Origin of the sequence: Flavihumibacter sp. UBA7668 (assembly GCF_002483205.1) — a bacterium.
Lineage (GTDB): Bacteria > Bacteroidota > Bacteroidia > Chitinophagales > Chitinophagaceae > Flavihumibacter.
Genome location: NZ_DLHM01000005.1, coordinates 815,508 through 835,385, shown reverse-complemented (window position 1 = coordinate 835,385; position 19,878 = coordinate 815,508). Strand labels below are relative to the sequence as shown.

Annotated in this window: 16 protein-coding genes; 11 read left to right on the top strand and 5 right to left on the bottom strand. The window is 45.4% G+C overall.

The genetic code is table 11. The features are described 5' to 3' along the window. The first annotated feature begins 23 nt into the window (after positions 1-23). From B2746_RS15655 to B2746_RS15640, 4 genes are all read left to right on the top strand, one after another. Positions 24-1,580, top strand: coding sequence for an NAD(P)/FAD-dependent oxidoreductase (locus B2746_RS15655; RefSeq protein ID WP_290795767.1), 1,557 nt, complete (start codon positions 24-26; stop codon positions 1,578-1,580). Positions 1,581-1,641: 61 nt separating this feature from the next. Next, positions 1,642-2,604 (top strand): ABC transporter ATP-binding protein, encoded by a 963-nt coding sequence (locus tag B2746_RS15650; RefSeq protein WP_290795765.1) that lies wholly within the window; start codon positions 1,642-1,644, stop codon positions 2,602-2,604. 16 nt (positions 2,605-2,620) lie between these two features. Then, the gene (locus B2746_RS15645; protein WP_290795763.1) at positions 2,621-3,910 is read left to right on the top strand and encodes an ABC transporter permease; all 1,290 of its coding nucleotides are present in this window, start codon (positions 2,621-2,623) and stop codon (positions 3,908-3,910) included. Between the two features lie 283 nt (positions 3,911-4,193). Further along, positions 4,194-5,012, top strand: a complete 819-nt coding sequence (locus B2746_RS15640) for a hypothetical protein (protein ID WP_290795762.1) — start codon at positions 4,194-4,196, stop codon at positions 5,010-5,012. A gap of 78 nt (positions 5,013-5,090) precedes the next feature. Here B2746_RS15640 and B2746_RS15635 read toward each other — a convergent pair whose 3' ends face one another. The 4 genes from B2746_RS15635 to B2746_RS15620 are packed head-to-tail and all read right to left on the bottom strand — an operon-like array spanning position 5,091 to position 7,708. After that, on the bottom strand, positions 5,091-5,519 hold the full coding sequence (locus tag B2746_RS15635; protein ID WP_290795760.1) for a carboxypeptidase-like regulatory domain-containing protein: 429 nt from the start codon (positions 5,517-5,519) through the stop codon (positions 5,091-5,093). A gap of 10 nt (positions 5,520-5,529) precedes the next feature. Further along, complete coding sequence (locus B2746_RS15630) at positions 5,530-6,489, bottom strand: NAD(P)H-dependent flavin oxidoreductase (protein WP_290795757.1); 960 nt, start codon at positions 6,487-6,489, stop codon at positions 5,530-5,532. 9 nt (positions 6,490-6,498) lie between these two features. Beyond that, positions 6,499-7,497, bottom strand: coding sequence for a sugar phosphate nucleotidyltransferase (locus B2746_RS15625; RefSeq protein WP_290795755.1), 999 nt, complete (start codon positions 7,495-7,497; stop codon positions 6,499-6,501). A gap of 37 nt (positions 7,498-7,534) precedes the next feature. Next, positions 7,535-7,708, bottom strand: coding sequence for a hypothetical protein (locus B2746_RS15620; protein ID WP_290795753.1), 174 nt, complete (start codon positions 7,706-7,708; stop codon positions 7,535-7,537). On the opposite strand from B2746_RS15620, the gene glyA reads away from it, so the two are divergent. From glyA to B2746_RS15600, 4 genes are all read left to right on the top strand, one after another. Beyond that, positions 7,707-8,987, top strand: coding sequence for a serine hydroxymethyltransferase (gene glyA, locus B2746_RS15615; protein WP_290795751.1), 1,281 nt, complete (start codon positions 7,707-7,709; stop codon positions 8,985-8,987). The genes B2746_RS15620 and glyA overlap by 2 nt on opposite strands. Before the next feature lie 91 nt (positions 8,988-9,078). After that, entirely contained in the window at positions 9,079-10,023 is a 945-nt protein-coding gene (locus B2746_RS15610; RefSeq protein WP_290795749.1) for a hypothetical protein, read from the top strand. Beyond that, complete coding sequence (locus B2746_RS15605) at positions 10,017-10,658, top strand: hypothetical protein (RefSeq protein WP_290795747.1); 642 nt, start codon at positions 10,017-10,019, stop codon at positions 10,656-10,658. Before B2746_RS15610 ends, B2746_RS15605 begins: the two co-directional genes overlap by 7 nt. A gap of 39 nt (positions 10,659-10,697) precedes the next feature. Next, positions 10,698-11,123: a DUF4293 domain-containing protein gene (locus B2746_RS15600; RefSeq protein ID WP_290795744.1), complete on the top strand. Its 426-nt coding sequence runs from the start codon at positions 10,698-10,700 to the stop codon at positions 11,121-11,123. Here B2746_RS15600 and uvrA read toward each other — a convergent pair. Beyond that, positions 11,116-13,920 carry an excinuclease ABC subunit UvrA gene (gene uvrA, locus B2746_RS15595; protein WP_290795742.1) on the bottom strand — a complete coding sequence of 935 codons (2,805 nt, stop codon included), beginning with the start codon at positions 13,918-13,920 and terminating at the stop codon, positions 11,116-11,118. The two genes, B2746_RS15600 and uvrA, sit on opposite strands and share 8 nt — an antisense overlap. Positions 13,921-14,231: 311 nt before the next feature. On the opposite strand from uvrA, the gene B2746_RS15590 reads away from it, so the two are divergent. The 3 genes from B2746_RS15590 (at position 14,232) to B2746_RS15580 (ending at position 19,827) form a co-directional block, all read left to right on the top strand. Then, positions 14,232-14,813, top strand: a complete 582-nt coding sequence (locus B2746_RS15590) for an RNA polymerase sigma factor (RefSeq protein WP_290795740.1) — start codon at positions 14,232-14,234, stop codon at positions 14,811-14,813. A 572-nt stretch (positions 14,814-15,385) separates the two neighbouring features. Next, complete coding sequence (locus B2746_RS15585) at positions 15,386-18,496, top strand: SusC/RagA family TonB-linked outer membrane protein (protein ID WP_290795738.1); 3,111 nt, start codon at positions 15,386-15,388, stop codon at positions 18,494-18,496. Positions 18,497-18,519: 23 nt separating this feature from the next. Then, entirely contained in the window at positions 18,520-19,827 is a 1,308-nt protein-coding gene (locus tag B2746_RS15580; RefSeq protein WP_290795736.1) for a RagB/SusD family nutrient uptake outer membrane protein, read from the top strand. Positions 19,828-19,878 lie beyond the last annotated feature (51 nt).

Genomic DNA, 19,878 nt, shown 5'->3' with positions numbered 1-19,878 from the left:
TGTTTTAGGAAAACTACCTAACCATGCAGCAGAACTACACAATTCAGGTGAGCCCCGAAGAGGCCAATAACCCCAGTGCCTTACTCGACTACCTGGCTTCGGCCAGTGCCAATCCTCTGTCTGCTATAACAGGTTTTCATATTCTGAAGAAATCCATCGATGCCCGCGGGCGCCAAATACGTGTCAACTTAACACTCAAAGCCTTTATCAGTGAGCCTTTCGTTGAAAGAGGGCTGCAGCGGTTTAATTTCCCCGATGTGCGAAATGCAGAACATCAGGTAATTATAGTAGGTGCGGGACCCTGTGGCATTTTTGCTGCATTGCAGTTGATTGAGCTCGGCATTCGTCCGGTTTTGCTGGAAAGAGGCAAGGATGTGCGGGCCCGCCGTCGTGATCTGGCCGCCATGAACAAGGAAGGCATTGTAAACCCCGAAAGCAATTATTGCTTTGGTGAAGGTGGTGCCGGTACCTACAGCGATGGCAAATTATATACCCGCTCCAATAAAAGAGGCAATATCGATCGCATTCTGCAACTCTTTGTGCAGTTCGGCGCCGATGAACGTATTCTCTACGAAGCGCATCCGCATATCGGTACCAACAAACTGCCGCATATTATGGTGGCCATGCGGGAACAGATTCTGCAAAGCGGCGGACAATTTCTCTTTGAAGAAAAAATGACGGGGCTGGTGCTGGAAAAGGATCGCATCAAAGCAGTGCTAACTGCATCGGGCAACCGATTTGAAGGCGCGGCTGTGATACTGGCTACCGGTCACTCTGCCCGTGATATTTTTGAACTGCTGCACCAACAGCAGATCCTGATTGAAGCCAAACCCTTTGCCCTGGGCGTGCGCATCGAACATCCACAGACACTGATTGATAGTATACAATATCATTGTCCGGTTAGGGGAGAATTTTTACCCCCTGCCTCCTACAGCCTGGTACAACAGGTGGGCAACCGGGGTGTGTTTTCTTTTTGTATGTGTCCGGGTGGCATTATTGCGCCGGCATCCACTGCACCGGGAGAAATTGTGGTAAATGGATGGAGTCCCTCCAAACGAAATAATCCCTATGCCAATTCGGGCATGGTGGTGAGTGTGGAAGAAAAAGACTGGCATTCGAAGGGATCGCCCCTGGCTGCGATGGAATTTCAACGCGGGGTGGAACAACGTGCTTTTACGGCGGGCGGAGGCAGGCTGGTGGCACCGGCACTTCGCATGACCGATTTCGTTAGTAAACGCATTTCGGCTGATTTGCCCGATTGTTCGTATTTGCCGGGTGTGCTGCCAGCCCCTTTATGGGAAGTGCTGCCTGATTTTGTTTTTAAGAGTCTGGCAGAGGGCTTCAAAGCATTCGGACAAAAAATGCGGGGTTATTATACCCGTGATGCCGTGGTGGTAGCCACCGAATCCAGAACCTCATCGCCCGTGAGAATACCCAGAGACCCGGAGTTGCTAAACCACCCGCAGATCGGAAATTTATACCCTGCTGGAGAAGGTGCCGGTTATGCAGGTGGAATTGTGAGTGCCGCTATGGACGGGGAACGGATTGCACGTTGTATTGCCGCAATCGTCAATGCCTGAAAATTTATTTGCGAATTGCTGTAATAATTCTGCTTTTCCTGCATCCAATATATATACACCATTGAGAATTCAAACCAACAACACCTATATGCCTTTATTGGATGTACGCAACCTGAAAAAACATTATGGCGCCCACCGGGCCGTGGATGATATCAGTTTCTCTATTGAACCCGGAACTATTTTTGGCTTACTGGGACCGAATGGCGCAGGAAAAACTACCCTGCTTCGCATGATCACGGGAATTTTCTATCCGGATGCCGGACAGATCATTTTTGATGGCCGTCCGTTTAAAGCCGAAGAAGATATTCTGCGCATCGGTTATATGCCCGAAGAACGTGGCCTGTATAAGAAAATGAAAATTGGCGAGCAGGCCGTTTACCTGGCTCAGTTAAAAGGATTATCCAAAGCAGACGCACTGGAGAAAGTGAAAATCTGGTTCGAGAAATTTGAAATGCAGAGCTGGTGGAACAAAAAAGTGGAAGACCTCAGTAAGGGGATGGGACAAAAACTGCAATTCGTTACCACGGTTTTGCATGAACCCAAACTGATTATTCTGGATGAACCCTTCAGCGGATTGGATCCGGTGAATGCCAACCTGATCAAAGAAGAAATTTATCAACTGGCGAAAAGAGGTTGCACCGTTATATTCTCTACCCACCGGATGGAGCAGGTGGAAGAAATTTGTGATCAGATTATTCTGGTAAACAAGGGTAAGAAAATACTGGATGGTACCGTGAGTGGTGTGAAGCAGGAGTTTAAGAAACATCAGTTCCGGATTCAGTCCGAGCCCGGCGCTGTGTTGCCGCATTCGGCACATTTCAGTTCTGTATCTGCTGATGGCGCTGAATATGTAATTCAAATCACCGATGGTTCCAGCACCAATACCGTATTGGAAGAACTGATTCGTCAGCAGGTGCCGATTTATGGCTTCACGGAAATACTGCCTTCACTGAATGATATTTTCATTCGCCTGGTTGAAGGAACCCAGGCTACCACCCGTGCCTTTCAGCAAGCAACCACCTAACTCCTAAACCAAACACATGAACAAGACATTTATAATCATACAACGCGAATTTTTATCGCGGGTTAAGAAAAAAACATTTTTACTTTCTACCATTCTGTTACCGATTTTGATTTTCGGTTTATACGGACTGATTATTTATTTCAGCGTAAAAGGCGAAGACAATATTCGGGTAGCCATTGTTGATAGTAAGGGCCAGTTGGAAGGAAAACTCCAATCGGATCCTTCCCTGGAATTCAGTTTTCTGAAGCAGGCAGATAAGGCATCACTGGAACAGGACCTGAAAGACAAAAAATATTCCGGTTATATTATTATGCCCGATAGTTTGGGTAAGCGCGATAGTTTGCAATACCACAGCAGATCCAATGTGGGACTCATGACACAGGGCAAGATAGAACGCAGCATCAATAAAGCACTGGAGAAAAACAGTCTGCAGCAAATGCTGGCACCGGGAGTAACCTTATCGCAGGTAGATAGCAATAAAACATCTATTGATCTGAAGATTGAAAAATCCGATGGCAAGGCGGGCAATGCCGGATTTGCTACCGCACTTGGATTCATTTGTGGCTTTCTGATTTACATTGTATTGTTTATTTATGGCTCTATGGTAATGCGCGGTGTGATGGAAGAAAAAACCAACCGCATTGCAGAAGTAATGGTGAGCAGCGTGAAACCGTATCAACTGATGATTGGTAAGATCGTTGGTATTGGTGCAGTTGGTTTGGTACAGTTCCTGATTTGGGGAGTGCTGATGATGTCGCTGCAATTGTTGTTACCAGTTATTTTCCCCGAGATGCTGGATCAGGCAGGAACAGCAGGTGCGATGGCTGCGGCCGGTGGCGGAAAAGCATCGATGGTATCCACCATTCTCAACAATATGCAATCAGTAAATATGGCGATGATTATTTTCCTCTTCATCGTTTATTTCCTCGGAGGTTATCTCCTGTATTCTTCTCTGTTTGCAGCAGTAGGCAGTGCGGTGAATGAAGATCCGCAGGATGCACAGCAATTGATGTTGCCGATCACCATGCCCATCATTTTCGCTTTTGTTATCATGACCCAGGCGATTAATAATCCGGATGGCGGACTGGCGATTTTTGGCAGCCTTTTCCCCCTCACTTCTCCAATTGTGATGATGGCCCGGATTCCCTATGGTGTTCCGGCCTGGCAGCTGATTCTCTCCATTGCGCTGCTCATTGGCGGTTTCCTCGGCACTACCTGGCTGGCTGCGAAGATCTACCGCACGGGGATTTTGATGTATGGAAAGAAGGTGACTTGGAAGGAGCTGCTGAAGTGGGCGAGGGCGTAAAGAAAGTAAAATGTAAAAAGTAGAAAGTTAAAAGTGGGGCCTCTGAGTATCGGAGCACCTAACTGAAAATTAGCATTATCAAAGGACCAGGGGCAACCACTGGTCCTTTTTTTATTCACCCTTCACTTATTCACCTCCTTCACTCCTTCACTTATTCACCTTATTCACCTCCTTCACTTATTCTTCTGTGTTAATTTTTTCTAAATGATGCGTTACCATTGCGTTATTACGAAACTAATCGTACATTTATACGAACCAATTCGTAATTCACAAACCAAATACTATGAATCAATTTAAACGGGTATTGTTAGCGGGTGTATGTCTCGTATCATTTAGCTCAGGTTATGCGTTCCCTTTTTTCCACAGCGGCGGAATAATGGGCGGATTAATCAGCGATGAACCAACGGAGGAAATCCTTGCCGAATGCTACACCACAAAAGGCAGTTTGACTGATACCGTTCCGAAATCACTGGAGGATCATTTGCGTTCGCTGGATAAGGCGGAGAAAAAACTGACCGAAGAACTGAGCAGTAAAAACTGGCTGGAAGTAGAGAAAAGCATGCAATCGGCTTTGGCAAAAATCAATTCAGGCGAAATTGAACGGGAACTGGCAAAAGCCATGAAATCATTGGAAGAATCCAAACTTGAGCTGGCTGAACAATTGAAAGAAAATGTTTTCAGCAAGGAGGAAATGGCGGTTCATTTGAAGGCCCTGGAAAAAGCCATGCAGGAACTCAAAATCGATCAGCAAAAAATCAAGGCGGAGATGGAGAGTCAACGTAAGGAAATTAAACTGGAAATAGAAAAATCACTTCCCAATATAGAGATCGAACTGAAAAAAGCGAAAACTGAAATTGCGAATGTTCGGAAGGAGTTCACCGGTTATAAAGAAATGATTTCAAAAATGAAAACCGAGGGACTGATAAAAGACGCATCCAATTACAAAATTGAATACGATGAAACAAGCCTCACCATTGATGGCGTGAAACAACCGGAATCTGTTTACAAAAAATACCAATCCTATTTTAAGAAGAAAAAAATGGTGATCGAAAACAGGAACAACCATTTTGAAATCGAATCAGATCAGGATAAGTTCGACTGATCTGCACCACCTTATCATCTGTGAAAAAAAGAGAGCCTGGTAAATTACCAGGCTCTTTCAATTATATAAGTTGATTGCTTAAAATATTCCATCAATTAAACGCAAGACCGGGTGCTCATACACGGTATCTCTTTCTTCTTCTGTGAGGTCAACAGAAAGTTTCATCACAGATTTATTTTTTAAGGTAAGGGGAGATTTTTTCAGCATCTGATAACCTTTCTTATCAAAATAAATCAGCACATCGCCGGCGGGCATTTCTTCCAGCTTAAAATAGCCGGAGGCATCGGTAGCTACTTCTTTCTTAAATGATTTTTTTTGATTGGAAGCAGACACCACCACTCCGCAAACCGGCTTTCGTGTATTGGCATCCACTACATACCCATGAACGGTACCTTCTTCCTTGGGGAGCTCACTGTTTGGCTTAGGACTTGTGCCATTATTGGCCAATGCCAACTGCGTACTCAGGATGGTTCCTGTTAGCAGAATGAAAGAACGGAAATTTTTCATAAAAGCAGTTTTAATCGTACCTGGTATCCACAGCCGTCCGGAATTCTTTAATTAAATTACGAATAATTTCGTTTGCTGGTAAAATTTCTTTTACGAGTGCACTCACCTGACCAATTTCCAATTCACCGGCATCCAAATCGCCCTCAAACATCCCCTTTTTAGCACGCGCCCTACCGAGTAATTCCTTCAATTCAGCTTCGGAAGCGCCTCTGGCTTCTGCCTCCTGCACCTGTTGGAAAAAAGCGTTTTTCAGGAGCCGAACCGGCACCAGTTTTTTGAGGCTGAGTTGGGTATCGCCTTCCTGGCTGCTAATTAAGGCCTGCTTAAAAGCGGGATGACTACTGGCTTCTTCACTGGCAACAAAACGGGTTCCCACCTGCACAGCATCTGCACCAAGAACGATGGCCGCCAGCATTTGTTGTCCGGTTGCAATTCCACCTGCTGCAATCACCGGAATTTGAACGGCATTCCGCACAGCAGGAATCAATACAAAGCTGGTGGTTTCTTCGCGCCCATTATGTCCGCCTGCTTCAAAGCCTTCTGCTACCACGGCATCACATCCCGCCAGTGCAGCTTTCTTTGCAAATTTGCTGCTGCTGACCACATGCACTACGGTAATACCCTGTGCTTTGAGTTTGGGTGTCCAGGTAGCGGGATTACCGGCCGAAGTAAAAACGATTTTCACGTCTTCTTCAATAATCAAATCAATGAGCTGATCAATATTGGGATAGAGTAAGGGAATATTTACACCAAAAGGTTTTGTGGTGGCTGCTTTTGTTTTCTGAATATGCTCGCGTAACACATCCGGGTACATACTGCCGGCACCCAGTAATCCCAATCCGCCGGCATTACTAACAGCGCTGGCTAACCGCCATCCGCTTGCCCAGATCATGCCTGCCTGAATGATGGGATATTGAATCCCAAACAAAGCGGTAATGCGGTTGTTAGAAAATTGTTGCGGCTGTTCCATTTGAATATATTACCTCTTCCCGAGATCAATCTCTGTGTTGTCTCCAATATTAAGACTGCGACTCTCTCCTCTTACTTCAGTATCAGAACCAATCAGTGATTGGGTAAGCACAATATCTTTCAGATCAGAGAAGGCACCGATAATAGAATCCTTGATGATGGAATCGGTAATGGTTACACATTCTCCGATGGCTACATTTGGTCCGATGATGCTATTGGAAATATCACAACCCGCCGCAATACTGACCGGAGGAATAATAATCGTATTCTCAAATGGTTTATCAGCAGCAATGCTTTGTCCCATTTTCTTGAGCAGCGTTGCGTTGCTGGCGAGCAGGGTTTCTTTTTTGCCGCAATCGAACCAGTTCTGCACTTTATAGGCGCGAATGACAGCACCACTGCTGATCATACATTCCAGTGCATCGGTGAGGTTGAATTCACCGTAGGAAGTGATATTGTTTTTAATATTGTTATCAAGACAGTCGAATAGAAAATGTGTTTCTCTGATTCGATAAATCCCCACCAGTGCCATATTGGATTTGGGAATCTGCGGCTTCTCCACCACTTTGGTTATTTGTCCGTCTTCATTTATTTCAGCCACACCAAAATCACGTGGATCATCCACGCGCTTCACGCCCAATAAAGAAGTTTCGGACTGAATCACTGCTTTCACATCGTACTCGCAGATACTATCACCCAATACCACGATGATTTCATCGTCCTGCACAATATCACGGGTGATGAGGATGGCATGACCGATACCCATGCGTTCATGCTGCTGCACAAAATGCGTGGTGAGATCGGGGTATTTTTCTTCAACAAAGTCCTGGATTTTATCACCGAGATAACCCACGATGAAAATAAATTCGCGGACGCCTGCATCCACCAATTGATCCACAATGATTCCAAGAATAGTTTTCCCAGCCAGGGGAATCAGCGCTTTGGGCTGGGTGTATGTATGAGGGCGCAGCTTGGTACCGGCACCTGCTACGGGAATAATCGCTTTCATCCGATTGTTTTACAGGAAAAGCCCTTTGTAACAGGCCTTAACCGGGCGTGAAAATAAGGAAAAAGGAGGAAGAGGAGACAACGGGGAAAGGGAGACAACGGTGAAAGGGGGAAGCGGTCCTTTTCTCCCCTTCCTCCTTTTCCTCCTTTGTCTCCTTTTTCTCCCCTTTCTCCCCTTTCTCCCTTATTTTTGCGGCAAATTTTGATTTCATGACCCGAGATACAGTAATATTCGACCTGATTAACCAGGAATTGGAAAGGCAGCGGCATGGTATTGAGCTGATTGCTTCAGAAAACTTTACGTCGCTGCAGGTAATCCAGGCGATGGGAAGCGTATTAACCAATAAATACGCGGAAGGCTATCCGGGGCGTCGGTATTATGGTGGTTGTGAAATCGTTGATCAGGTGGAACAGCTGGCTATTGATCGCCTTAAACAAATTTTCAACTGCGAATACGCCAACGTACAACCGCACAGTGGTGCACAGGCCAATGCAGCCGTGATGCTTGCTATTCTGCAGGCAGGTGATAAAATACTCGGACTCGATCTCAGCATGGGCGGACACCTTACCCACGGATCGGGTGTGAATTTCAGTGGTAAATTGTACCAGCCCCTTTTCTACGGTGTGGAAAAAGAAACCGGTCTGGTTGATTATGCCATGCTGGAAAAAGTGGCGCGTGAAGAAAAACCCAAACTGATTATCTGTGGTGCCTCTGCTTACAGCCGCGATTGGGATTATGCCCGCATCAGAAAAGTGGCCGATGAAATTGGTGCTTTTGTATTGTGTGATATGGCGCACCCGGCGGGACTCATCGCCAAAGGCCTCCTGAGCTCTCCTTTTGAACATTGTCATATTGTTACGTCTACTACCCATAAAACATTACGCGGACCAAGAGGCGGTATCATTCTGATGAAATCGGATTTTGAAAATCCATTCGGACTGAAAGATCCAAAAGGAAATATCCGCATGATGAGTAACCTGCTGGATATGGCGGTTTTCCCTGGTACACAAGGCGGACCGCTGGAGCATGTGATTGCAGCAAAAGCGGTGGCATTCGGTGAAATCCTCAGCGATTCCTTTACCGTTTATGCCAAACAGGTAATTGAAAATGCACAGGCCATGTCAACTGCATTGGTAAATCGCGGGTACCAGATCATCAGCAACGGAACCGATAACCACCTGATGCTGATTGATCTGCGCAATAAAAATATCAGTGGTAAAAAAGCCGAGCAGGTATTGGGCAAGGCTGATATCACCCTGAATAAAAACATGGTTCCCTTTGATGATAAATCAGCCTTTGTAACATCCGGAATTCGGGTAGGCGTTCCCGCTATTACCAGCCGGGGTATGAAAGCATCTGATATGGAATTTGTGGTAGATGCGATCGACACCGTATTGATGCATGCCGATGATGAAACCAAACTGGAAGCGGTAAAGAAAAAGGTGAACGAGTTCATGCAGCAGTTTGTGCTGTATCCGGAATTAGGATAATACCATGCAACGAAATTTTGTAAAAGCGACTCAATGAGTCGCTTTTTTGTTGTAAATTAAAAGTACTTCATCACCCTAATATTACACCCAAATGAACCCGATCCTCTTACTGATCTGGAGTTTCCTGTTTGCACCGGAATTCCAGACAGAAAAAAAACTCTTCGCCCTGCAGGAAGGAGAAACCATCGTCTACAATGAATCCCGCTTACTGGTGGGCGGTAATGCATCCGCTTATACCATCGTTACCAAAATCAAGGGAAAGTTTTACATCAACACGGAGAAAGGCAGAACCGGTCCGCTGGATAAGTTGCCGGAGGACCTGTTGCCTAAAGGAGGATTGTCTTCCAGTTCCATGCAACAATTTCAGGAAACAAAAGGGCAACCTGAAATGGGCTATACGTCTGATGGCAGAATGCAAATCAAACTGGGTGGCAAACTGGTGGGCACCCTGGAGCCGGGAGAAATACCAGCGGCTGTGGCAGAAGATCCGGTAAAAAAAAGAGTGGCTTTTATATCTATGAAAACTGATGATAACACCGGCGGCATGAATAGCACCGTGCATCTGCCCGGAGGCAAAAAAATTCAACTGCCCGGTGTGGTAATGAGTAAGATTCTTGTAAATCCGGTTACCGGCGCTTTTTTATTTGAAACCATGGATGCCAATATGCAAAAGGTATATTATACCGAGGCGGGCAGCAAGGTTGGTCCCTATGGCAATTATGCCCAGGCATACGACCTCAATGGCAGCTCGGTAATAATAATGGATCCTGATCAGCAGACTGATGCTCAGAAAGTGTACCGCGACGGGAAATCACTTTACACCCTGAAGCGCCTCAATTCCAGCGCCTCCTACATCTTTAATGCGGATGCCAGCAAGTACGCCGAAATCAATTACAAAGGCATCAATTTTTCGGATGGCAAACTGATTGAACGTGCTTTTGTTCCGACAGTTGAAACAAAAGGTGGTTCAAGCACACTGCATTATTTGCAGGTGAATGCTTCCAAAGAGGTAGTGCTAAGCAGTGTTGCATGGTAAGATGCCTGCTCATACTACTGTTTCTGCCGTTTGCGTTGTTAGCTCAGCGCCATACAGATCCGGAATTCCGGGAAGCTGCTGCAAAAGCCAGGCAGTGGATGCAGCAGGAAGGACAGGGATGGGATGCTTTACGCAAAGCGGGATATGATCCGGCCTTCGCTAAAGCCATCATCTATCCTGAATTGCTACGCTATTCGCAGTTCCGCGATCAGTTGGAAACCATTGCGCTACAGGTCCTGTATATTCAGTTGGGGCCTGCCTATGCAGATTTCTCGATCGGGCCTTTTCAGATGAAACCCAGTTTTGCATCCCGACTGGATGAGTTGCAGGAGAACGAACCGAATCGGGAGAAAAGAATTGCAGCGTTGACAACCACAGCCGGACAGTTTGCGTATCTGAGAAATTTTCTTACTGCCATGGATAAACGATATGAGAGTAAGAGATGGTCGTCTACTGCAGAGAAATTACGATTTTATGCGGCGGCATACAATGTGGGTTTTCATCGCAGTTATGAAGGTATTGTTAAGAGTGCGGATCAGGCTCAATTTAAACTTACCGAATGGAGCAGGAAAACTTATAGGTACATGGATCTCGCCCTGGCCTTTTATCAGGAGGAGCTGCAAGCCGGCAATTAGCAATTTCTATATCTTTACGTCCATCAATCAGACAACTATATGATTCAACGTATACAATCGGTTTGGCTGGCACTGGCTGCCATTTGTGGATTCGCGATGGCGAAAGTGCCTTTGTTTGCAGCTACTTTACAGGATGGTACCGTGCGGCATTTTCTGGCAACGGAAAGCCTGCTTTCTTTTGCACTGGCCATTGGCATTGCGGTATTATCCACCGTTACGATTTTTCTGTTTAAAGACAGAAAGACGCAAACCAAACTGGTTTGGATTGGCATTTTATTGTCCGCGGTGGTAATTGGTTTGCAGGTGTACTCGGTAGAAGGTTTTAAGACATCTGTGAATATGACGCAGGGCACTTACCAGTGGGGCGGACTGTTGCCTATTGCGATGCTGATTTTTCTGTTCCTTGCTGCCAGCGGTATTCGTAAAGATGAGAAACTCATTAAAAGTCTGGATCGGCTCAGGTAAGAAACTTAGCCGTCCGGCTTTCTTTATTTTTTTTGAGTCCGGATGGCAGTCCCGCATATACCAATTCTCCCCCACCATCACCGGCTTCAGGTCCGAGATCGATTACCCAATCGGCAGATTTGATTACATCTGTATTGTGTTCGATAACGAGGATGGTATGTCCCTGATTAACCAGTGCATTAAAGGAAGCGAGGAGTTTTTTGATATCATGAAAATGCAGTCCGGTTGTGGGCTCATCAAAAATAAAGAGAATATGTCCCTGTGCGCGTCCTCTTCCCAGAAAGGAAGCCAGTTTCACTCTTTGGGCTTCTCCACCGGAGAGGGTGTCGGATGACTGGCCGAGTTTTACATAACCCAATCCCACATCACTCAATGCCTTGATTTTATTGACCACATCTTTTTCTTTGGCAAAGAATTCGAGGGCTTCGTCCACACTCATCTGCAATACATCGTGGATGTTTTTTTCCTGATAGGTTACTTCGAGTACTTCTTCTTTAAAGCGTTTACCACCGCATACATCGCAGGTAAGATGCACATCGGCCAGGAATTGCATTTCAACAATTTGTTCGCCTTCTCCCTTGCAGGCGTCGCATCGTCCGCCGTCGACATTGAAAGAAAAATGTTTGGGTTGAAATCCGCGCATTTTACTAAGTGGTTGTGATGCGTAGAGATCCCTGATTTCATCATAGGCCTTGATATAGGTAACCGGATTGGAGCGCGATGATTTTCCGATTGGATTCTGATCTACCAGTTCAATTTGCGTTACAAAATCTATATCACCTTCCAGAGATTTGTGCATGCCCACTTTATCGGCCGATTCTCCTTTTATTTTTTGGAGTCCGGGGTAGAGAATCTGTTTTACCAGGGTTGTTTTTCCACTTCCACTCACACCGCTCACCACTGTGAAAATACCCAGAGGAAATTCTACATTAATATTTTTGAGGTTATGCTGCCGTGCCCCCATAACCGAAATTGAGCGCGTCCATTTTCTGGTTTGCGCCGGCGGATCAATGGTGAGCTGGCCTTTGAGGTATTGTCCGGTTAAACTTTTTTTATTCGCGATGAGTTGCTCATAATTTCCGGCCGCCACTACTTCACCGCCGAGGTGGGAGGCAAGCGGACCCATATCGATGATATAATCCGCTTCGCGCATCATCATCTCATCGTGCTCAACTACTACTACCGTGTTTCCCAGATCGCGTAGGTTTTTTAATACGCCGATAAGCCGTTCGGTATCGCGGGAATGTAATCCAATCGAAGGTTCATCGAGGATATAGAGCGAATTGGTGAGATTGGAACCCAGGCTGCGGGTCAGTTGAATCCGCTGGCTTTCGCCACCACTGAGGGAATTGGCGAGGCGGGATAGGGTCAGGTAACCAAGTCCCACTTCCATTAAGGTGCCGATTCGTGTTTCTACTTCCAGCAGAATCCGTTTGGCAACCTGGCGATCATAGTCGGACAATTTTAGTTTACTAAACCATTGTTGCAGATCGCGCACCGGCAGTTCACAGAGTTCACCAATATGTTTATCGCCAATTTTTACATAGAGTGCTTCTTTTCTAAGGCGATAACCTCCGCAATCGGTACAGGTGGTTCGGCCGCGGTAACGTGATAACAATACACGGTACTGTACCTTATAGAGGTTCGCTTCCACTTCACGGAAAAAATCATCGATTCCCAATGCGGGTGAAATGCCTTTCCAGAGTTGACGGTATTGTTCTTTGCTGAGGTCGGCAATGGCTTTATGAATGGGGAATCCGGTTGCTTTGGATGCTTTTACAAACTGTTCTTTCCACCAGCCGAGTTTTTCGCCTTTCCAGGGAGCAACGGCTCCTTCGTATACACTTAAACGTTTGTCGGGGATAACAAGGTCTTCATCAATGCCGAGGACCTGACTGAAGCCTTCGCAGGTGGGACAGGCACCAAAGGGGTTGTTGAAGGAAAATAGATTGGGAACAGGTTCTTCGAAGAGGATGCCATCGAGTTCAAAGCGGTTGGAGAATTGAAGATGTTTAGCACCATCCACCTGTAATTCAACTTTGCCTTCACCTTCATAAAAAGCCGTTCCGATGGAATCGGCCATCCGATGCAGGTCTTCTTCTTCAAATGTTTTTACCACGAGGCGATCGATCAGCAGGTAGACCGGTTTTTTTGGGGAGGGCTTCCAGGGTTTGCCGCCTCCTTCCTGAAAGGATTCCAGCAGGTCTTCTATCCGGAGGATTTCGCCGTCGAATAAGCGGCTGAATCCTTTTTGCAGCAGGATATTCAACTCTTCGGGAACCGATCGGTTGGCATGCAGGAGAAAAGGCACCAATACCAGCACTTTGGATCCTTCGGGTAATTGCTGAATAGCTTCCACCACATTGCTGACATCGTCTTTACGGACAAGCTTACCCGAAATCGGGGAAATGGTTTTGCCGACACGAGCGAAAAGCAGGCGGAGATAATCGTAGATTTCGGTCATACTGCCCACGGTGGATCGGGGGGTGCGGGTGATTACCTTTTGTTCGATGGCGATAGCGGGACATAATCCCTTTATATAATCGACATCGGGTTTATTCATCCGCATCAGGAACTGGCGGGCATAGGCGCTGAGGCTTTCGGCATAGCGGCGTTGTCCTTCTGCGAAGAGGGTATCAATGGTGAGCGAGCTCTTACCGGAGCCGGAAACACCGGTTACTACTACCAGTTTATTCCGGGGGATGGTAACATCTACATTCTTTAGATTGTGAACACGAGCACCTTTTATATATATATCCTGTGAGAGTGTATCGACAGAGCGGGAAGCTGATTTCATAGAAAAGCAAATTTACGATACAGGAAAACATCCCCGGAAATAAATAGTTTAGGGCGAAATCTGCCTTTTTAGCCGTTCCGTATATTGTGTTTAAGTAAATCTATTTAGACAATCAGCCGGTAATTTTCGATAAATGGAAAATAATTTTAACAACCTCTTGTTTATTCGAAGAAATTATTATTTTTATTATGTAATCAATCCAGTAACAAAAACCATCAAACGCACGCCTATCGTAGATTTACTACTACAATCGTAATTTTCCCAAATCCAAATAACCAATATCCCATTTAATACTAAAACCGTAGATGTTTATGAAATCACATTGCGTTAAAACAGACAATGAACTAATCCATATGTTTATGGATGGTGACATGCCCGCTCTTGAAACCCTTATCCTCCGTCACAAAGACAAATTGTACACGTCCATTCTTTTCCTGGTGAAAGACAAATATCTGGCCGAAGATATTTTTCAGGATGTACTCATTAAAATTATTGACACCCTGCGTGCTGGCAGGTACACCGAAGAAGGAAAATTCCTTCCCTGGGCTATGCGGATTGCGCACAATCTCTGTGTAGATCATTTCAGAAAAGTGAAGCGTTCACCTGCCATCAAAACAAGTGATGACCGCGACATTTTTGAAGTAATCAATTTCACTGAAGATGGTGCGGATGTTAAGATGATGAAGCGCCAGAGCCATGATCGGGTACGTCAGATGCTGGATCGTTTACCGGAAGATCAGCGTGAAGTAATCATTCTTCGTCATTATGCAGAATTGAGTTTTAAAGAGATTGCAGCATTAACCAATTGCAGCATCAATACTGCATTGGGACGGATGCGTTACGGACTGATAAATCTGCGTAAGATGATGACAGAAAAAAACATTGCGCTTTAATATTTTCTGTTTTTAATAATTTTTTAAACAAGTATACTGAACCGAATCAATTTTACACTGTAATATTGCTACGTAAAACGACGATGATTCCATCAAACATAATGTCATTCTGTAGCTCCCTCTGACATCTCAAATGTTTCGCTTGCCAGCCAGAAGGCTGTTACAGAATGACGCCTAACTAAAGCCCTCTTTCCCGAGGGCTTTTTTCTTTTCCTCCTTTTCACCCGACCGGTGGCACCCGACCGGTGGCACCCGACCGGTGGCACCGGTCGGGTGAAAAGGAAAACCTGCAAAGAACCTCAACACGTGAGCAAAGCTGCCTGATTTAGAGAGTATTAACCGGATCAGATAAGTTTAATTGAAATTATTTGCGATTTTTTGCCGGATTATGCAACTATTTGTCGGAGAATTTGGTTAATTTTCAGTACTGCTAGTCACTGAGAAGAATTTTGCTGCCGACCAACCCGCACCCCCTCTGTAGAACGGATCTGTTCCGTTATCCGCAGCATTCCTCCTGTATCTCGCAGACAGAATAACTAATCAACGCTTTCATTACAACTAAACACTGCTTTATGAACCCAAAAAAAAGTTCGAAACTTCGGAACTGGAAGAAGCTTCTTCTTGGCCTTACGCTACAGCTCTTTGCAATGGCGGTTATTGGTCAGGTACGAATCTCCGGCACAGTAACCGATGAAAACGGCCAGGCCCTGCCTTCCATTTCGGTACAGGTGCGATCCACCACTGCCGGTGCAACAACAGATGAAAATGGGGTGTACACCATTACCAGCGATTTAAAACCAGGCCGCTATGTGCTGGAATTTTCCGGTATTGCTTTCAGAACGATCACACAGAACCTGACGATCACAGAAGCTACTACCTACACGTTGAATGCCAGCCTTCGATCCGATGCCACCAATATGGATGAGGTAATCGTAACAGGAACTTCCCTGGGTACTACCAAAAGACAACTTGGAAACTTCGTAGCTACGGTAAAGGGCGATGAACTCACCAAAGGCGCCACTGGAAACGTATTGGCTGCCATGCAGGGTAAAACGCCCGGTGCACAAATCATTCAGAACAGTGGTGATCCGGGTGGAAGTATTTCCGTTCGTCTGAGAGGAACCAGTACCATTAACGGATCAAGTGAGCCATTGTATATCGTAGACGGTGTTATAGTAAGTAATAGTGCCAGAAGGGTAACCAATACCCAGGATGCCTATGACGGACTTATTTCACCTGCCCCTAACCGTTTGGTTGATATCAATCCGGCAGATATTGAGCGGGTTGAAATTCTGAATGGTGCTGCAGCTGCTGCCATCTACGGCAGCCGGGCAAATGCGGGTGTGGTTCAAATTTTTACCAAACGCGGTAGTACAGGAGCGCCGGTGGTAAACTTTAATACATCGGTTAATTTAAACCAGCTCCGCAAGGATGTTGGTTATAATAAAGCGCCAACCAAATTTGGCGGACCAACAGATGGACCGGGTGCAGAAACACAGGATATTCTGTTAACCGGACTAACCAATACAACTAATGTAACCCGCTACAACTACTGGGATTATATTTTCCGTGATGGAATCGGCACGGATAATAATATTTCTGTGCGCGGCGGAAAAGACAAGACCAAATATTTCATGTCGGCTTCGCATATGTACAATCAGGGTATTATCAAGAATACCGATTTTCAGCGATTCAGTTTCAGAGCCAATATTGATCAGGAAATTGCCAAATGGGTAAGCGTTAATGTGGGACTGAATTATGTGAACAGTCTGGCGAATGAAAAACCGGATGGCAACTCCTTCTTCTCTCCTATCAACAGTGTCACCATCATTGGTAATTTTCATGATATCTGGCAGCGGGATGCAAATGGTAACCTGCAGGCAGTGGGCGAAAGGGGACGGATCAATCCCGTTAGTATCATAGAGGATATCAAACAACGGAATCAAACCAACCGCATCATCAGTTCACTGGGATTGAAATTGAAACCACTGAAAGATCTTACAATTGATTATACAATGGGGATTGACAATATTGCCCAGGTTGGAACCACTTATATTCCTCCCTATACCTATAATGCGAGTCCGGGTTTCTGGGGCGGAGGTCCATCACTTGATCCTGCTCAGAATGGGTATGCTTCGGTAGGTAATAACCAGCAGTTCCTTATCAACCACGAGATCAATGCAACGCTGAATAAAAACATTACGGATGATTTCAATTCCACCACACAGGTGGGATACTCCTTACAATACGAGCGAACCAATTATTCGGTTGCACAAGGCCGTGGGTTGGCTCCTTTTGTTCAAACAGTAGGAGGTGCCAGTACAGTATTACCCGGTGTGGATGCACGTTCTGAGATCTCCATCTCCGGTGCTTATCTGCAACAAAACTTTAAGTTTAGAAACAGGTACTTTCTAACAGCAGCGGGAAGGGTGGATGGTTCCTCCGTATTTGGGGAAGACCAGCGCAATCAGTTCTACCTGAAACTCAGTGGCTCGTATGTAATGAGCGATGAAAATTTCTGGGAGAAACTGGGACTGGCTAAAACCTGGAACTATTTCAAATTACGTGCGGCATATGGTGAGAGTGGCAACCTGACTGGTATTGGTGCATACGATAGATTTAATACATACTCTGCAGGGCCACTGGTGGGTAGAACCTCATTGATGTCCCGTTCTCAATTAGCAAACACGAATATGCAGCCGGAGGTACAGAAAGAGTTGGAGATCGGAACAGATATGGCCTTCTTTGATAGCCGTTTGAATATTACGTTCAACTGGTATAACAAAAAAGTATCCCAATTACTGATCGGCCGATTTATTGCACCATCCACCGGTTATAGCAGTTTACTGGACAATGTGGGTATGGTTCGTAATAAGGGAATTGAACTGATGATTGGAGCTACGCCAATAAAAAGCAAAAACTTCCGCTGGGATGTGGATGTGATTTATAACCGTAACCGCAACCGGGTAGAAGAAATTCCACAGGGACTTATTCAATTCAATCTTCCTGCAGGATCAGTATCCCTGCTTAGAGGTGCACCCATTGGTGTATTTTATGGATTCTTCTTTGCGAAAGATGAAAACGGAAACGAAATCAAAAATGCAACAGGCATACCTGTTCAGGAAAGAGGCGTTCAAAATAATCCGCAGTCTTATACTACACAAAGAGGGGCGGATGGTTTGCCAACAGGAACTCCATTAAGAAAAATCATTGGCGATCCCAATCCTGATTGGACCGGAACTATGGTGAACACCTTTGAGTACAAAAAACTTTCCCTGCGTGTTCAACTGGATGCTGTTCAGGGAGTGGATGTATTCAATGCCGATTTCCGTACCCGCCAGGGCGTAGGTAACGGTGCAGAATTTGCAGAAAAAGAACATCGCGGTTTAATTCCAAGAGGATATATCAGTGGTGTGTATGCCATTGAAGAGTGGAGAATTGATGATGGAAGTTTTGTAAAACTGCGGGAAATCTCTTTGAGTTATAGTTTGGGCAAAATCAATAAAGTGATCAGTGATCTGCGCTTAGGCTTCTCCGGCAGAAACCTGATCAGCTGGGACAATTATAAAGGATTTGATCCGGAAACCAATGCAGGTGGAGGCAGCAATATTGCCCGCGGTATTGATTTTGGAAACGTACCCATTCCAAGAACATTTGCCTTTAATGTAAGTGCAAAATTCTAGTGACTAACCTCCAAATTAAATGTATGAAACAATATAATAGTAAATTTTTACTGCTTGCAACACTGGCACTAAGTTTGGCTAGTTGCAGCAAGAATTTCGATGACCCCAGTGCAACTCCTAATAATAATGCGCTAAGCACTTCAACAGGTTTAACAGGTGTAGCGGTTGGTGTGCAAAAGCAATACAGTGTAGGCCGCCAATCTGCACTCTATAACCTGGTAACCGCCAATGGATTTACCAGTTTTGAGTTGAGTTTGCGCAACGAAGGAAATGTGGATGAGTTTAATTTATCAAAAGGTGGAATTAACGTAGATGGTAACAATGGTGTCCTTGGCAATCTTTGGACCAGTAGTTTGAAAGTAATTTTCGATGCAAACAATGTCATTGACAATGCTCCTAAACTGGGTGACAAAAATTATGCATCCGGATTAATCGCCTATGCCTCAATTTTTAAAGCGCTTGCATTGGGAAATCTGGCCATGTTTTGGGAGCAGGTTCCTGAATCAATAGGAACAAATGTGAGCTTTGTTGACAGAGAAGAGGGATTTGCGCAGGCAATCGAAACGATTGACGCAGCGTTGGCAGCCATCGCAGCAAATCCAATCAGCAATCAGTTTTTAGCAAACATTCCTGCAGGCATTGAAATTCCCAATACCCTACAGGCATTGAAAGCACGCTACTCATTATTTACAGGCAATTTTCCGGCGGCACTAACCGCAGCCAATGCGGTTAACCTGACATCGAAGAGCACCATGAATTTTGATGCCATCTCTCCAAATCCGGTTTTCAATGTAGCAACTGCCACCAACAATGTTTTCCAGGTAATTGATTCTACTTTTGGATTACCGGAAGCATTAAGACCGGATATGTCGGATGGTCGTCTGGCATTTTATATGAACCTGAATACCACCATCGCTCCCCGCTGGAGAATCAAAGGATTCGGAGCTGATCTGGCTACTCCCTGGGCAATATATGTTCCTGGTGAGATGACGCTCATCAAAGCCGAAGCACATGCCCGTGCGGGAGCCGCAAGTTTGCCGGATGCGATTACAGAACTCAATAAAATCCTTACCAAAACAAGTGCTACTGATCCATTTGGAATTGGCGCCAATCAGGGCCCCTATGCCGGTGCTGTAACACAAGACGCAGTGCTGACTGAAATCTATCGTCAACGTGCACTCGAATTATACATGCAGGGATTCAAGTTGGAAGACATGCGGCGGTTTAATCGGTCGAATGAACCGAACGTAGAAAAGAAAAGGAATTTCTTCCCTTATCCGTTCAGGGAAAGAGATAATAATCCGAATACCCCGGGCGATCCGAATTTTTAGCATTCAGTTGGTTATTAACTATAGGTCAGGCTCTTTGCAGTAAGAAAAAAG

Coding starts and splice junctions, on each gene's coding strand:
- B2746_RS15655 (WP_290795767.1), top strand. CDS start 24: ATGCAGCAGAACTACACAATTCAGGTGAGCCCCGAAGAGGCCAATAAC.
- B2746_RS15645 (WP_290795763.1), top strand. CDS start 2,621: ATGAACAAGACATTTATAATCATACAACGCGAATTTTTATCGCGGGTT.
- B2746_RS15640 (WP_290795762.1), top strand. CDS start 4,194: ATGAATCAATTTAAACGGGTATTGTTAGCGGGTGTATGTCTCGTATCA.
- B2746_RS15635 (WP_290795760.1), bottom strand. CDS start 5,519: ATGAAAAATTTCCGTTCTTTCATTCTGCTAACAGGAACCATCCTGAGT.
- B2746_RS15630 (WP_290795757.1), bottom strand. CDS start 6,489: ATGGAACAGCCGCAACAATTTTCTAACAACCGCATTACCGCTTTGTTT.
- B2746_RS15625 (WP_290795755.1), bottom strand. CDS start 7,497: ATGAAAGCGATTATTCCCGTAGCAGGTGCCGGTACCAAGCTGCGCCCT.
- glyA (WP_290795751.1), top strand. CDS start 7,707: ATGACCCGAGATACAGTAATATTCGACCTGATTAACCAGGAATTGGAA.
- B2746_RS15620 (WP_290795753.1), bottom strand. CDS start 7,708: ATGAAATCAAAATTTGCCGCAAAAATAAGGGAGAAAGGGGAGAAAGGG.
- B2746_RS15610 (WP_290795749.1), top strand. CDS start 9,079: ATGAACCCGATCCTCTTACTGATCTGGAGTTTCCTGTTTGCACCGGAA.
- B2746_RS15605 (WP_290795747.1), top strand. CDS start 10,017: ATGGTAAGATGCCTGCTCATACTACTGTTTCTGCCGTTTGCGTTGTTA.
- B2746_RS15600 (WP_290795744.1), top strand. CDS start 10,698: ATGATTCAACGTATACAATCGGTTTGGCTGGCACTGGCTGCCATTTGT.
- uvrA (WP_290795742.1), bottom strand. CDS start 13,920: ATGAAATCAGCTTCCCGCTCTGTCGATACACTCTCACAGGATATATAT.
- B2746_RS15590 (WP_290795740.1), top strand. CDS start 14,232: ATGAAATCACATTGCGTTAAAACAGACAATGAACTAATCCATATGTTT.
- B2746_RS15585 (WP_290795738.1), top strand. CDS start 15,386: ATGAACCCAAAAAAAAGTTCGAAACTTCGGAACTGGAAGAAGCTTCTT.
- B2746_RS15580 (WP_290795736.1), top strand. CDS start 18,520: ATGAAACAATATAATAGTAAATTTTTACTGCTTGCAACACTGGCACTA.